This is a genomic window from Bartonella sp. AP9QHHD (genome assembly GCF_042195625.1).
Lineage (GTDB): Bacteria > Pseudomonadota > Alphaproteobacteria > Rhizobiales > Rhizobiaceae > Bartonella.
Window position 1 is genome coordinate 10,493 of record NZ_JBHIOP010000082.1, and the last position, 16,973, is coordinate 27,465.

The window sequence follows — 16,973 nt, forward strand, 5'->3', positions numbered from 1 at the left end:
ATTGAGATTAGGTGTTTTTAGCCAGTCCTTGCAGAACAGACGTATCCCCAAAAACGCCAGCAGTCCTACCAGACACAGAGCTGTTCCCGATAGCCCCCCATCAACCATCACTTTAGAATAGGAACCTAAAGCGATACTTCCAACCCCTTTTGCTTTTGAATAGAAGCCCATAGAAATAGCTTCTTGAGCAAATGCTTATGTACGGATGACCAAGAGCAATCGAACCATATTCTAAAGCTTTAGAAACAGCTGCTACTACTGTTGAATAATCACTCTTCGAAAGAGTATAATCATTTTCCCCGTGTTCGCTCTTCTTATTATATTCACTACCTATTGCGATACTGCTTTTCTCTAAAGCGTAAGCCATATTGCCTACAGAAACGCTTCATTCTTTTTCCGTTTGCGCTCCACTACCCTAAAGCAATACTTGTGTTTGGAGTACGTTGCATATCTGTAGATCGTTGCATTATAAAGCATACGTTTAAAACTATACGAAAATAAAAGCTAAAACTGTCTTCTTTTAATAAAGGGTATATTCGTATTTACATTTCTTGAAGCATTTTAATAAATCAAAATAATAGCAATCAATTTTTTAAATCTTTACCATTAAGGTCTTTTATTCTCAAAAAAAGTTGTCATAGGCTTTTTATATTCGGATTTTATATAATTACGGGTGTTTTATACATTTAGAATAGCTTTAGAGAACTCTGGAAGAAAGTAAAAAATTTGCCCTTTTCTTCAATTAAGAAAAAGGCAAATCAATTTTATGGATTTAGTCGTTTATTAGTTGAGTATCACATTAACCCCTGTACTTATACCCCAGTGACCTCCAGAAGTGGTAATTGACAAGTTGGAACCAATATCACCGTTCTCTGAAGTATAACCTGCACCAAAAGCAAAAGCAGATTGACTACGCCATAAACCACTACCAAATGCGATTGTTAATTTTCCAGGAATATCACTATAGCGTAAACCAGCTACTGCTAAACCAACAGCTGCTGCTTGTCTTGCCTCTTTTCGAACATCCTCAACAGCATAACTTAATGTCGAAAACTTCATATCCGTATACGAATTAGCCTCACTAACTCCATCTTTTACAAGATGAGAAACTTGCTCATCCGTATACTTATTGGCATTTTCAAGCACAAAATCCATCTTATCTTTTAATTGACCGCCATTAATCGCTTCTTTCGAATCCTTTTCAATCTTTCCATCGGCTACATTGGCTATTAATACTGGAGAACTTTCATCTCCACCAACTAAGCTAACTTTATTGGTCTTTTTGCCCGTTTTTTTATCTTTATCGTATTGTACAGATCCCTCCGTAACTTTATTTTCAATATCCTTGACCTGATCTGTAATCATTTGCTGAGTTTCCCAAAGCTGTCCTCCATTCACAGCTTCTTTTGAATCTCTGTCTACCTTGCCATCCTCTACATTGATAATCTTACTTGGACTCTTAACACCCTGAGCATCAACATGAGATGCATCATAGCTTCCTTTTTCTTCATTCCAATTCAGACTATTCGAAGAGGTACCTTTTTCAACTTCTTTTATACGATCGTTGATAGTGCTCATGCTGTCATTAACAACATCAAATGCTTCAGAGACATTATTACGCTCCTCTTTATCACCTTTCGTACCATCCTTATTAAAGACCTGAACGGTGAATTTTGGTCCTTGCCAGTTTCCTTCCTTATCATAACCAGCTCCTCCACCAAAATATGAGGCAAATGTCTGTTGAAGAGTATAAATCTGACCACCATTAATCGCATCAGTCGAATCTTCTGATATCTTTCCTTTCGCAAGGAACGTGATCTTGCTGTTTTCCTTTTTACCTTCTTCCTCATGCTGTGCTACAAACGCACCTGCATCATCACTCCACAACAACGCATTTTGCTCAATGTTGTCTGAAATCTCATTATGAAGATTCTTGAAAACCTTATTTACACCGGCAAACGCGGCTGCAATGCTATCATAATCCTCCTCTACAAAGCTTCCATCTTCTTGGAAAGTCATTATCTTGAAACCTGGAAGGACCCAGCCATCACCATCATACTTAGCATCACCACCAAAATACTTTGCTAGCGACTGATTCAGATCATAAATCTGTCCACCATTAACCGCATCACTCGAGCCTGATACTATAGAGCCAGCCGCAAGTGATGTGATCTTGCTTGCTTTTCTGTCTTCACCTTTCCCATGCAGAGCGACAAAAGCTTTGTCACCATCGCTCCAAGATAAAGAATCTTGTGCAACTCCCTCTGAGACCTCCTTAATGCGAGCGTTCACATTCTTGATATTCTCATCAAGCCCTTTAAAGGCAGAACCAACATCGGTATGCGGTTTATCTGTTACTTCACCACCTTTATCAATACTAGATAAATTATAAGTTGGCCCTTTAAAAGCACCATCCTTAAATTCAGCATCTCCACCCAACAATTTTGCTATATCCATTGAAAGAATGTGAACTTGTCCTCCATTGATAACATCCGTTGAGTTTTCCGCAATCGATCCGGCGGCTACATTATGGAGCGCAACAGGTGTAGCATCCTTCCCTTTCCCAAAAGTTACATTTGTATAATCAGTTTGATTATCTGTTGTTTTATCGTAAAGAACAACAGAAGAACTATCCGACAGAAGGGTATCAGAAAGATCCTTCAAACCTTTATCAAATTGTTCTTTGTTCACAGCTTCATTGGCTTTTTCTGCTGCCTTTACACCAGAAAGAGTTCGATCCTTACCACCCTTGTTTGCGATATTGATTTCACTACCTTCTACTCCTTTACCAATGTTGATAACATCTTCATTTTTCGTAACAAGCAAATTACTGATTACATCGCTGATCGCAGTTTGAACCTTTGTGAAAAGTTTACCCACACCTGAAAATGCATCTGATACATTCTTATAGCTTGATTCAGCTTCAGTGCCATCATCATTGATAATTTTGAGCTTAAAATCAGGAACTTTCAATTCCCCATCCTTATATTCAGCGTCATCAGAAAAATATTTTGCAACCTTATCGCCCAGTGAATAAAGTTGAGAACCATTTACAGCATCCATCGATTCTTTCGTAATATCTCCTACAGCAAGCGATGTGATTTTACTTGCCTTTCTGTCATCACCTTCCCCATGCTGGGCAACAAAAGCTTTGTCAGCATCGCTCCAAGATAAAGAATCTTGTGCAACTCCTTCTGAGACTTCCTTAATGCGAGCATTCACATTCTTGATATTGTCATCAAGTCCTTTAAAGGCAGAACCAACATCGGTATGCGGTTTATCTGTTACAACACCTTTTTCATCAATATTCGATAATTTATACCCTGGTACTTTAAAGTTTTTTCCATCAAAGGATACATCTCCACCTAAAATTTTTGATAAATCCCCAGTAATTGTATGAAGCTGACCACCATTAACGGCATCTGTCGAATTTGTGCTAAGATCTCCACCTGCAAGACCTGTTATTTTTTTACCTGCAGCATCAATACCATCCGCTATTACTTTGGGACCATTTTCAATAGTTAAGCCCGTTTTATCTAAAGTGATGTCTTTTAATTTTACACTGTTCAATGTGACATCTTGTGCCAAATCAAATGTTATTTTTTTGTCTTTATTGTCTGTTGTATCACTATTTTTAATCTCAAAGTTTTTGCTTCCAGAAACCAAATTTAATATATCACCCGGCTGAAAGTTTGAAACAGCCTTATCATTAAGAGAAAGTGTCCACCCTTGTGCTACAAATTCTCTTAATTTTTTCAGCTGTGCAATGTTGACGGCATCAGTGTCTGCATAACCCGCTGCCACACCTGTAAGCTGTCGTGTTATCTTATTCGGAGTATCACCAACACTAAAAGCTCCTTGAGTGCTCTTCCATATCACACCATCATCCGTTGACTGGCTCCCTATGGAAGGATCATAGCCAACTGCGGACACTGAGTTACGAGAAACAGATTTATAACCCACAGCAACACCACCCTCAGGAAGTACTTGTACATTTGAACCTAATGCCATACTATTTTTAGCTGTTGCAGCTGAAAGTCCACCTAATGCAATACTATTTTCACCAGATGCATTTGCAAAACCACCTAATGCAATACTATTTTCACCAGATACATTTGCAGAACCACCTAATGCAATACCATTGTTGGCAGTTGCACTTGAAAGCTTACCTATAGCAATACTTTCTTGCCCACCTTTTCCCTCACTAGCAGCAATTGTAATGCTCTCCGTTTCGGCATGCCATTTAAAGACACTATCATCGGTAGCTTTTTTAATCTCATTGTGAAGATTTACATAAGACTTACCCACACCTTCAAAGGCTTTGGCTACATTTGGAAAACTTTCTTCTTCCATCTCATTCGTCTCAGGATTTAAAGTTTTAATTTTGAACTCTGGATTATCCCATTGACCATTCGTAAATTTAACACCACCGCCTAAATATCCAGCTATATGGGTAGCTACAACATTCAACTGACTACTATTTACCACCTCTTGTGAATCTGCACTAAGATCACCAGATGTAACGCCCATTACCTTTTTATTTCCAGCATCAATACCACCGGTGGTTATTTTCGGACCATCAGTAATTACTAAGCCCGTGGCATCGAAGGTATTTGTACCTGTCTTTACGCTCTCCAGTGCAATGTCTTGCGCCAGATCAAATTTTACTTTATTGTCATCTTCGCCCTTTGTAATATTTAGGTTGCTACTTCTAGCGGAAAAATCTACCGCGCTATTCATAAGAACAGTGGTAGCATTTTTATCTCCAACAGAGAATTTCCAACCGTTTTGTCTTACAACTTGTTCTAAGTCCTGCAACTGTCTAAGGTTCACTGCATCGGTAACATTAGAACCAGCTGCTACGCCTGTAATTTGTCTGGTTATACCCTTACTATAATCACCAAATGAAACTGTTCTCTCTTTTTCATCAGAACTATCGGTTAGAGAAGAGCCGATTGCAATGCTATTTTTAGTATTTCTACTACTACCAGCTAAAGCAGTTAAGCCGATAGCAATCCCTTGGTCAGCCTTCGTCTGCGCTACCTGCCCGAAAACAATAGCATCATGCGCTTCTCCCTGAGCTCGTTCACCATAAATAAGAGGATTACCCAAATCCTGACTGCTAGTTATCTGATCTCCCTTTACAACCCCTGGAGTTAAAGCTGCTCTTGTTATTTTTTTACTTCCAGCATTCATATCAATTGAACGTATCGAATCGCTGGTTTCTGCCAAAACATTCACTATAGGACTATAATCACTTACACCAGTAAGAGTTTTGGTTAAAAAATTTTCATAGTCATCAGCAGCACTTACCTTGGATGTCAAAGCAACATTCAGCGCTGTTAAATAATTTTCCTGTGATGAACTAGAAGAATCCAAATCATTCGAAAAAACAGGGGAAATACTGGCTAAAAGTGCCGCTATTGAAGTCAAGGATAGGACTTTAATAAAAGGAAAACGAGAAAATTTTAAATTGCTCCCTGCTAATTTTGTATATAATTTTTTCATAATGAACTCCCCAATGAAAGAAATAACTATAAACACAAAAAAGACACATTTAAACGCTATTAGGTCTCCTAAAATTGGTTTTTCTAAACGTATTCAAAAATTTAGTACCTGACTGAAAAGATAGAGAAGTTGTGTTTTAGGTTTTATGGTTAATGCGTTTTGCTCTTTTACATTTCCTAAGAAAGTAAATTTTTTTTGTGGTGATTGGTTTTTTTTAACCTTTAAACTTATTGGTTGTTTTTTGCAAGGGGTAGAGTTAATTTAGCATATTGTTTTATAGCTTCTTCCAGTAAAGTTGAAATACATTTGAATGGAGATTTTTGTCTTAGTAGAAAGCTTTTTAATAGATTTGTAGAGAGCAAAAGGTTTTTTTATCTGTAGAGTGCTACAGATTTTTCAGATTTAAAAATTAAAGAAGAAAATAATAAACTTATAATTTATGAAAAAACTCATTATCTTATTTTGAAATAAGAGGTTCATTTTGTTGAAAGCGTCCGGTTTTTCTGTTTTTTTAACCTGTATTTATCGTTAGCGCTTATCAATTTATATATATTTTTTTACATACGTAACAACAATTCACCCCTGCCTCATGAGACAGGGGTGAAAAGGAATTTTTATGTATTTTGTTTATTATCAATTCAATGTCATATTGAATCCCGCACCTACACCCCAGTGACCTCCAGAAGTTGTTGCAGATATGTTAGAGCGGTATTTTCCATTTTCTGAGGTGTAACCTGCACCAAAGGCAAATGCAGACTGACTACGCCATAAACCAGTACCAAATCCAACGCTTAATTTTCCAGGTGTATCATTGTAGCGTAAGTTAGACACTGCAAGACCAATAGCTGCTGCTTGTCTTGCCTCTTTTTTCACACTCTCAATACTATAGTTTAAAACATCAAACTTCATATCTGTATATTGCTTAGCCCGATCAACAGCATCATCAATCGCATCAATCACAATATTATTAACCCGTTGATCTGTATACTGCTTGGATTCATCAAGAATAATCTTCATCTGTTCTTTAGTATAATCATGAAGTTGACCACCATTTACAGCCTCTTTCGAGCCTTTTTCAATTTTACCATCAGCTACATTATCAATCAGAACAGGTTCACTGGCATCCCCCCCCGCTAATGTGATTTTATTGGTTTTTTTGCCGTTTTCATCTCTATCATAACGAACAGCATCCTCTTCAATGCCGTCAACTCTATTATTGATGTTATCAACTTTGGCATCAATATTGATAACTGTATCACCAATATCAGCAATCGTATTGGAAATGGTATCAACTCTGTTGGTAAGATGTTTCACATCTTTTTCGACACCAGTGACACGTTCATTGGTTTCCCAAAGTTGCCCACCATTGACGGCATCTTTCGAGCCTTTTTCAACTTTACCATCAGCTACATTGATAATTTTATTCGGCTTTCCATCGCGACCAGCATCATAGGCTTTTTCTTTATCATTCCACTTTAAAGCATCTGAATCGACCTTGTTGATGACATCATCAATACGGTTATTAATATTTGACATATTTTTATTGACGTCACCAAAAGCATCAGCGACATTATGATGCTCTGTCTCAACAGTCGTACCATCAGCATTGACTTGAACAATCTTAAAAGTAGGATCTGTCCATTTGCCATTCTCATATTTGGCACCGCCACCGAAATAATTTGCAAGTTGGTTATTCATGGAATAAAGTTGGTTGCCCGTAATGGCATCTGTTGAACCTTGAGCAATCTCACCATCTAAAAGATACTTCAATTTGCTGTTTGTTTTCTTACCATCTTTTTCATGACGTGCCACAAATGCTTCTTCCTCATCATCCCACAGTAAAGCATCTTTAGAGAAATCTTCAATTTTCTGGTTAAACTCATTGGATACATTCGTTAAACGTTGATTCACATCTTGAACATTTTTATCAAGACCTGTTAAAGCATCACCAACATTGTAAAAATTAGCCTTCCCTACTTCACCACCTACAATAGCGGATAAAGTATATTTCAGCCCTTCAAAAGCACCGTTAATGAACTTTGCACCACCACCAAAAAACTTTGCAATATCTGCTGATATTTTATTAATCTGACTACCATTGATTGCATCGTTGGAATTTTCAGAAATGCTACCATCTTTTACGTTATGAAGAGCAACTGGTCCGTTGTTCTTATCGCCGCCCAAAGTTACACTACCATAATTAACACTATTATCGTCATTCTTATCATAGAGAACCGCAGCAGCAGTTACTGTCTCAATATCTTTAGAAATCTTATTTATGCTTTTATCAAGTTGGTCTTTGTTAACAGCTTCATCACCATTTTCTGCCTCCCGCACGCCAGAAATTTTACGTCCTGAACCACCAACACCTGCAATATTGATCTCAGTACCAGCGGTATCCTTACCAATAGTAATAATACCTGATGCACCTCCATCTTGCTTAACAAGACTATTTTTTACCACATCGGAAATCTTATTATCAATATTTGTGATAGAAGTATTAACACCTGTAAACGCTTCCGTAACATTATGATAGGTCTTCCCCTGAATAAGGAAAGCTGGTTCTACACCATTCAGTACATCTGTACTACCCCCAAAATATTTCGATGTATTTTGAGCGACTGTTTTAAGATTATCAGTAACAGTTGTAACCTTCTCATTCGTAGCAAAAAGTTGTGAACCATTTACTGCTTCAGTAGATGTTCGAGAAAGTTCTCCATCTTTTACACCGGAAAGTGTTCTTTCTTGCTTATCTTTATTTACAAGGCTGATTTCAGTACCACCGGTTGCTTTACCCACAGTAATAAGACCATCTTCTCCCTCCTGCTTTACAAGGCTATTTTCTGTTACATTGTTAATCTGATTATAGATATCCGTAATAGAACTATCGACACCTTCAAAAGCATCAGCAACATTATGATGCGTTTTCTCAACAATAGTGCCATCCTCATTACGCTGAGAAACTTTGAAAGTAGGATCGCTCCACTCTCCATTCTCATAGCGAGCACCACCGCCAAAATAATTCGCAATCTTATTGCCCATCTTATAAAGTTGAGAACCATTTATTGCATCTGTTGAATCTTCTGAAATATCACCATCCGCAAGGAATTTAATCTTACTATCTGTCTTCTGTCCATTTGGTCCACGCAGTGCGACAAACGCTTTTTCCTCTTCACTCCAAAGTAACGCGTCTTGAGAAAATTTATCAAATTTATCATCAAATTTCTTGTCTACATATTGTATATGTTTATTCACATTTTTGACATTCGCATCAAGCCCAGTCAAAGCATCACCAACATTTTCAAAGGTTTTCTGTTCTACCTTACCATCTGCAGAAACGGTAGATAAATTATACTGTGGTCCAACAAACACACCATTTTCAAATGAAGTACCACCACCAAAGAATTTTGCAATATCTCCAGAGATTGTATTAATTTGACTACCATTTACAGCTTCCATAGAGTCTTTGGAAATTTCACCATTTTTTACACCTGCAATGGTTCGCTCTCCCTCAGTACCTGTAATATCAATTTTCGTACCGCCTTTTTCAGCACCAATAGTGATAAGCTTCTGATCTTCTTTCCATTTAACAAGACTATTTTCTGTTACATTATTAATCTGACTATAAATATCTGTGATAGAAGTATCAACAGCAGCGAAAGCATCCGTTACATTGTCGTGTTTTGTATTCTGAACCATAAAAGTTGGTTTGATACCATTAAGTATATCTGTCTCCTTACCACCAAAAAAATCCACTATATTAGTAATATAACTAAACAGCTGATGGCCATTTATTGCTTCTGTTGAATCGGAACTGACTTTTCCAACTGCAACGCCAGAAATAATTCGATCCTTGCCTTCAGAGTTCGCAATATTGATTTCGATACCTTCTTTTTCAGCACCAATGGTAATATTTTTTTTACTTTTACTCCATTTAACAAGACTATTGTCTTCTATCTCAAACTTCATTTTATATAATTGTGAAAGATTAACAGCATCATGCTCATTGCTACCATCTGCGACTCCTGTAATTTTTGTATTGGCGGCATGAATACCACCCTTGGTCATTCTTGGGCCATCTTTGATCATGAAACCGGCATTACTCATTCTGCTGTCCCCTGTTTCTACACGACCAACTTTAATATATTCGCTTAAATCAAACTTTACTTCATTGTTATCACCTTTGGTAATTTTTATATTTGTGTTCTCACTCTCATTATTATCATCGTCTTTATGCTTAACTGCAACAAACTTTACTGTACTTCCTGCTTCAACATCTGTAGCTTCTCCGTCTTCAACAGAAAGCTTCCAACCCGTTTCCATCCCCGCTGTAAAGTCTTTCAGCTGTTTATAATTTACTGCATCAGTATCATCAGTACCAGCTTTCACTTTTGTAATCTTTTTGCCACCAGCATCAATACCTTTCATAGTTATGCTTGGACCACCATCAACAAACTTAAAGCCATCGTTGCTCATAATGCTGTTGCCTGTCGTGACACTCGTGAGCTTAAGAGTATCATTCAAAGAAAATGTAACTTTATTACTGTCTTTTGCAATCTTTATATTTTTGCTTCCGTCCTCACCCGCATCCGCAACAAAATCTACTGTACTCCCAGCTTTAACATCTGTAGCATTGTTACCATCAACAGAAAGTTTCCAGCCATTTTCTGCAAGTGTCCTTACCTCTTTCAGCTGTTCATAATTTACAGCATCAGTATTGCCTTCTGCCTTAGCTACTCCTGTAATTTTTTTATCACCAGCATTAATACCATTCAAAGTTATGCTTGGTCCATTACCATCAATAAACTTAAAGCCCTCATCACTCATAATGCTGTTGCCTGTCGTGACACTCGTAAGCTTAAGGTTATCATTCAAAGAAAATGTAACTTTATTACTGTCTTTTGCAATCTTTATATTTTTGCTTCCGTCCTCACCCGCATCCGCAACAAGATCTACTGTACTCCCAGCTTTAACATCTGTAGCATTGTTCCCATCAACAGAAAGTTTCCAGCCTGCTTCAGCAAGTGTTCTTACCTCCGTCAACTGCTTATAATTTACAGCATCAGTATCTTCTTCCCCTGCCGCTACCCCTTTAATCGTTTTATTACCAGCATGAATGCCATTAACAGTTATGCTCGGCCCCTCATCACCGTCAAATCTAAAGCCAGCAGCATCCATAATGCTGTCTCCTGCTGTGACAGTCATTACCTGAATATCATCAGCTAGATCAAATGTGACATTGTGATCATTATCTTTTTCGATCTTGATATTTTTTGTACCTTTATTGTCAACTGACTGAAAATTTACTGTACCATTTGGACCAATAGCCGTAGCATTTCCACCGTTAACAGCAAGCTGCCAACTCGTTTTGTTCGCGTTTTTCACCTCTTGCAACTGTTTATAATTCACTGCATCGTTAGGTTCAGACCCATCTGCTACGTTTGTGATCTTTTGCTTGGCTGCATCAATACCATCAATAGTCATGCTTGGACCATCATTACCATTAATAAAAAAGCCGTCTACAGTCATGCGTGAACCGCTTTCACCGTTAACAAAAAAGCCATCATCACTCATCGTGCTTTGGCCTGTGGTGACTTGCGTCAATTTAAGATGATCATTTAAAGTAAATTCAATTTTATGCTTATTATCTGCAGTGTTTTTTGCAATCTTTAAGTTGTCTTTTCCCGCTTCTTTTTCACTTTTCACTGAAAAATCTACAGTATTGCCTGAATTCACATCTGTCGGATCGGTATCGTTAGCAGAAAGTTTCCACCCCCCTCCCCCTGCTATGATATCTTTCATAGCTTTTAGTTGCGCCACGTTTACCGCATCAGTATCTTCACTTCCAGCTGCAACCCCTGTAATTTGTCGTGTTAACGTACCATTACCACGACCGCCAACTTCACCAACGCTAAAAGCGCCTGTGGTGCTCTTCCATGCTATACTGGTTTTTGTTGTCCCTTTACCTGTTGCAGGATCATAACCAGCAACCCCCTTCTCTCTATCAGAGATAGCCCCACCACCTACAGCAACACCATCTCTAACAAGCACTTGCGAATTTACACCAATGGCAACCGAATCTTCTGTTTCAGCATAAGCTTGCGTACCTATAGCAATGGCATTTTCTGCCTTCGCGATTACTTTTCTGTTAGGATTATTTTCTTCAGTTCTGTCAGAGCGCCTGCCCCCTATTGCAATAGCACCTGAAGCTTTAGCTTCAGCATCTGTACCTATAGCAATCGTATAACTCTTTTCTGCCTTTACCTTTGTACCTAAAGCAATGCTATTTGTACCTAATGCAGTTGCAAGCCCTCCAATAGAAACTGAAGATTTGCCCGATGCTTCTGAGCCTACACCCATAGCAACACTTGCTATACCACTTGCAAGTGCAGAAACACCAAAAGCTTGTGCACCCCCTGCCTTTGCTGTCGCACCTGCACCAAATACGGTTGAATAATTACCCGTCGCTGCAGATCCACAACCCGTTGCAAAAGAATAAACACCATAAGCCTCAGGCATTGCACTAACGATACCGCCAGTCGGTGTCCCCATATAACCTTTAGTGGGATCACTTAATGTCCCATCACCAGTCCAAGTAACCTTTTCAGTAGTCGTGCCATAAGGTTTACGACCTCCAAAAACTTTCTCACCAATAAATCTCTCATATTGTTGCTCTGCGGTTATTCGTTGATTATCAGCAATTCCTTGTTGTTGTTTGCCGCCACGACCAATAACGTTGTCTACACCACAGAAATCATCATCACCAGCAAAAACAACACTCCCATGACTACCGTGTGGATATACAACACCAGTACCAGTTGTACTTTGACTCGCCCCTCCTACTATCGCAAGATTCGCCGCAAAAACAGGAGAAACACTCGATAAGAGTGTGGTCATTACCGTACTAAGAGAGACAACTTTAATTAAATTTGGTGTGGAATATTTTTTTTTCATAAGAATCTCCTCCTACAGAGTTCAACATCATCACAACGCGCGAAAACACACATGGCAAAACCCTTAGTTTGCGCACTTCAAAAACCAATAAATCAAGACAAAACTCCCCCCTACGATACCGATACTTATCCGGCATCGACCTAAAATCTCTGCAACAACATCGAATCTAGAAAAGTCCCCAACCCTTTTAGCTAGAGGGATTCAAGCTAAAAAATAAATAAAAACACAAAACTTTGAAAATATACTGTTATCTCCATTCAAAAATACTGCGATTTATCTCTTAACAAAAATAGTTTCACTAAAGAGCAATTCTACTTTTCAAATAAAGCGCATCAGAAGAATGGCAAGAGTGTAAAAATTATTTTTTATAAATTTATAAAAATACTTCTCAATAAATTAGCTGTTCTTATAAGCACAAATTTATGATTTTTTAACTTATAGCATAATGTAATAATGACGATTATCATGATAATCTCACTTTTTGTTGCGAGGTAAACTGTTTCAATATATTATACATCTCTTTGAAAGAAATCTGTCTTAAATATAATGATGCACGCTCTGTAAAAAGTTTTAACGTGCTCATCTTATCATCTTCATAAAAAGACAAAAGCGCGCCTATAAATAGTCTTTCGTTCTTCTCTCTTATATATCTGTTACCCTTCTATAGGAACAAAACATCGTCATTGTATTTTCACTGTTGTATAAATTTTTTAATATCACAAACCGAAAAGAAGCTGTTTTCTAAACTCTTTCCTCTCACAGAACCCACTGTATTTTCACTGTTGTCCGTATCTTTTCTTCAACCAACAAATATTTCAGGAATGATGCTATACTCGCTTCCTTTTGAAGAAATTTTGTTTGTATTGCTACCCGTCGTTCTTTTTATGAACCGTTTTATTTTTAATCAGAACAGTCTATTGATTTATAATGATAGTTTCTCGTTTTTTAGGTTGAATAAGAGACTCGAAAATCCTGAGATTTTCACATTCCAAACTTGGTTATACAGCAGAAAATCAAAAAAGTTTTATTTTTTTTAAAGGCTGTTCATTCGTATCTTATGAAATTTCTAGATGTGCTTTTCAGTTTCGATTTTACGCTTTAAATGTAATTTTAAAAGTGGCAAAGTGGCTTCGACTTCTTCTATATCATTGAGGTTTTGAATAAGCTCTTGCAATCTTCCATAAAGCTCTGCTGCTAATTCCGCAACATCTTCAGGAGAAAGTGTTATTTTTGCATCATGATAGGTCGTATAAACTAAATGTCCCAGCTTTTTCATCAGCCCAGTAGGAATCGCCTGCGGTTTAAAACCAGCTGCTTTCGCCTTTGCCACATCTGAAAACATCTCGCCATTTCCCGTTACTAGCCAATCTAATGAAACACCACAAATTTCTTGATATTTGGAGAGCGCAGAGGCTGTAGGCTCACTTATACCAGTTTCATAAGTTCCTATAGAGCCAGCAGTGATACCAAGATGTTCAGCAAACTGCTTACGCTCTGTAAAACCAAGAGCGTGACGCACTTTACGAAAACGTTTTGCCAACTCAGTTTTAGGTTTTGCTTCCGGACGAGCCAAAAAAAACACTCCAAAATCAATATAATTGTTGACTAAATAATTATATTGATTTATATCTATCATTACTGCCCCTTAAGAAGAGCAGTTATCACATACATAACCCCACAAAAACGGATGTTACAGCATCCATTTAAGCAGGAGCGAAAATTATGACAATTACAAAAAATGCAATCGCCGTGGTATTTTTCTGAGCTGCGCCCCTGTAATATAACCTTGGAAAAACTCAAGCCTATCAGAGGCTATTTTCCAGAGTCAAAAACATTTGGACACAGGCCAATGAAAAAACTAAATGCGCCACTGCCAACTCTATCAGTTTGCATGCCAAGCCAATTCTTGCCAACTGCTTTCTCAAAAGTTGCAGTCATATTCTTTCAAAAGCAAAAAGCCTAATACGATTCTCTTCATTTCATGCTGTGTAATATACCACTGAAATCTTATTACAAAAATATGCTAATGCATTTCCCATAGGTTTTTATAAGGTAAAAAGTTTATCAATGTCTAAAAATCAATATAAAATAGGCAAAATAATTGGTATTCTACAAAAAATGAGATTATCACTCGTTATTAAAAAGTTAGACGTTTACAAACCCTGTTTGCTTATTTTATATATTAATAGCACTGATTTAGCTGTAACTGGCAATAGAGATTTCAGGGTGTTTGGTTTATCGTCAGAATACTCTTCCTCTACGCATATTAAAAGCCTTTTGGCAATGTATTTTAAATGCTATAAATTCTATAGTAAACACATTGCCATCCATATTTACAATTGGGCGCTTCAAAATCTTGGAGTAATAAAATCTTTAATAGGCTTTGATTTAAAAGCGCGTATTTTGCAGAAAATTGACAAAACCATGAGGTTCGTATACATGGCAATTTTAAGTGATGATAGTGGAGTGATACTTAAAAAAGCTGCATGGAAACCCGCAACGTTGAGGAATTAAGCATGACCTCTTTATGCGATAAAGAATTATCTGATACACTGGTTGGTCTTTATGACGACTATCAACGCGGTTTCGACATTGGAGAAGAGCTTAAACTGTGCGTGGATTTGGCGTTATCTCTTGAATTGGAACTCAGTATTCACCGTTTAAGTGAAACAGATGCTGTTTTAAAAAAAGAGATTGTGCAAACCTTGCATCGTCGTAGAAATACTCATTCCAATGAAGATGAAATTGATACAATTTTTCATATGGATTTTGAAAAACAAAAATAATACAATACTCTCCCCATATGATACGATATTACCTCATCGCTTTACTTTCTGCTACGCTTAGACAAAAAACTTTCAAGAAGATTTAAAGTGTTACGTTTTCGTCTTCTTAACAACAGTGAGATGAATTAAAGAAACGCATCAATTCTTTTAGATCATTATCAAAAAATAGAGAGTATTCTCTAGCATACATCAATTTATGCTTTGTTCATTAAGCACCAACTTTTACATTTTCTCAACTCTCCTTTAAAAGCAAAATGTGAAATGTACTGCAGCGTAAATATTTATAAAATAGCGTATGTTGTCCACACTTAAATGTAATTTATTGTTTTTCATGTTTATAAAACAGCACTATGAGTATTCCAACAAACGCAACAATGCTTTGAAAAAAATATATCGATTGAGGTGATATGTTACTGTTATCGCTTGCCATGATGAGATAGACTCCGAGGATCAAGCATCCAGAGATACCATTAAAACTTGCCTGCAATCTTCCTTGGTATTCAGGATCACAAGAGAGTTGTGATAAAGAAATCGAAAGAGCCCAACTCGAAAGTCCAAATCCAATCATAAAGTAAACAGGAAAAACAACAAAATTGTGTGTATTAACAGATAAAATAGCGAGGCCAATAGCCATAAAAGCTAATAAAATGGCTAATGTTTTCCTGATAGATAAAACTTTACAAAGAAGTGGTGAAAAAAACGCACCTGTCAATACGCCCATAGAATAAAGCACCTCAAATATTGCAAAGATCCTGCTATCCGCATGTAAAACCTCTTGTATATAAGGAACGAGAATAACAGGAATGGTCATCAAAAGAGTCATAATAATCATCTGGCTTATATAAGGTACAAAAAGAGCCGGATTCTGTTTAAAATAATGAAGGGATGCTGTATAATTTTCCCACCAATTTTGCTGGTTTTGATTTTTAGATCTTCGGTTTTTAGGTACCTTCATTGCAAAATTAAATAAACCAGCAATGATAAAGAATATACCACCTATTAGAAGAGTTCCTTTTGTTCCTGCATAGGACAGTATAAATCCACTTAAGCCCATACCTACGATAGTGCCAAGTTCATAAACCATATCGATGGTTGCATTTGCATTGATGAGCTGTTCCTTCAGCACAATACTTTGAATTAAAGAAATAGCTGATGGCATATAAAAAGGGATAAAAATACCCAAAAGAGCAGATAAGACCATCAATTCAATTTCTATACCAAAATGCCAAAGCATTACCCAGCTTACAATTACCAAACCTCTCACAAGATTTGAAATAATAATCTGCGTTTTACGGTTATATTTATCTGCCAATATGCCAAAAATAGGCGCAAAAATAATGCCAGGCGTCCAAAGAAAAAGCATCATCAACGCTACACCACGGATTGAGCCCGTCTGATTGTAAGCGAGCCATGACAATGTAATATAATTTAGTCCACTTCCAAATGTAGCAAATAAGCCGCTCAAAGTAAAATAGAGAAAAGTTCTATTTTCAAATAAAGCAATGCGTTCCTTCAAATTTGAAGTGAACATAAATTATCCTCTAAAATGAATACCAGTCGATATGCATGATACATCCTGTTTAAAAACAGGCATTCTTACAATTTTTATTTTAGATCATTAAATTTAAGAAAGCAAAATTTCTTTTTTGAGGCTTTTACAATCTTTGTGCTGTTTTATGATTAATTCTTCTATGAAAACGGAACATTTATGGACAAAAACAAAAT

At 37.0% G+C, this 16,973-nt stretch carries 6 protein-coding genes; 2 read left to right on the forward strand and 4 right to left on the reverse strand.

What is annotated here, in order from left to right:
• Positions 1 to 783: 783 nt before the first annotated feature.
• The 3 genes from ACFIK4_RS05725 to ACFIK4_RS05735 all read right to left on the reverse strand — a co-directional run bounded on the left by ACFIK4_RS05725 (position 784) and on the right by ACFIK4_RS05735 (position 14,035).
• Positions 784 to 5,508: a YadA-like family protein gene (locus ACFIK4_RS05725; RefSeq protein ID WP_375675406.1), complete on the reverse strand. Its 4,725-nt coding sequence runs from the start codon at positions 5,506 to 5,508 to the stop codon at positions 784 to 786.
• A gap of 633 nt (positions 5,509 to 6,141) precedes the next feature.
• A complete protein-coding gene (locus ACFIK4_RS05730) occupies positions 6,142 to 12,462 on the reverse strand; it encodes a Vomp family autotransporter (RefSeq protein WP_375675408.1) in 6,321 nt (2,106 codons plus the stop codon).
• A 1,066-nt stretch (positions 12,463 to 13,528) separates the two neighbouring features.
• A complete protein-coding gene (locus ACFIK4_RS05735) occupies positions 13,529 to 14,035 on the reverse strand; it encodes a helix-turn-helix domain-containing protein (RefSeq protein WP_375610047.1) in 507 nt (168 codons plus the stop codon).
• A 494-nt stretch (positions 14,036 to 14,529) separates the two neighbouring features.
• Between ACFIK4_RS05735 and ACFIK4_RS05740 the strand changes: the two genes are divergently transcribed.
• Both ACFIK4_RS05740 and ACFIK4_RS05745 read left to right on the forward strand, forming a co-directional pair.
• On the forward strand, positions 14,530 to 14,976 hold the full coding sequence (locus ACFIK4_RS05740; protein WP_375612874.1) for a hypothetical protein: 447 nt from the start codon (positions 14,530 to 14,532) through the stop codon (positions 14,974 to 14,976).
• Between the two features lie 2 nt (positions 14,977 to 14,978).
• Positions 14,979 to 15,248, forward strand: a complete 270-nt coding sequence (locus ACFIK4_RS05745) for a hypothetical protein (protein WP_012754562.1) — start codon at positions 14,979 to 14,981, stop codon at positions 15,246 to 15,248.
• A gap of 319 nt (positions 15,249 to 15,567) precedes the next feature.
• Here the strand turns inward: ACFIK4_RS05745 and ACFIK4_RS05750 are convergent, their stop codons facing one another.
• A complete protein-coding gene (locus ACFIK4_RS05750) occupies positions 15,568 to 16,779 on the reverse strand; it encodes an MFS transporter (RefSeq protein WP_375675411.1) in 1,212 nt (403 codons plus the stop codon).
• Between the last annotated feature and the right edge of the window lie 194 nt (positions 16,780 to 16,973).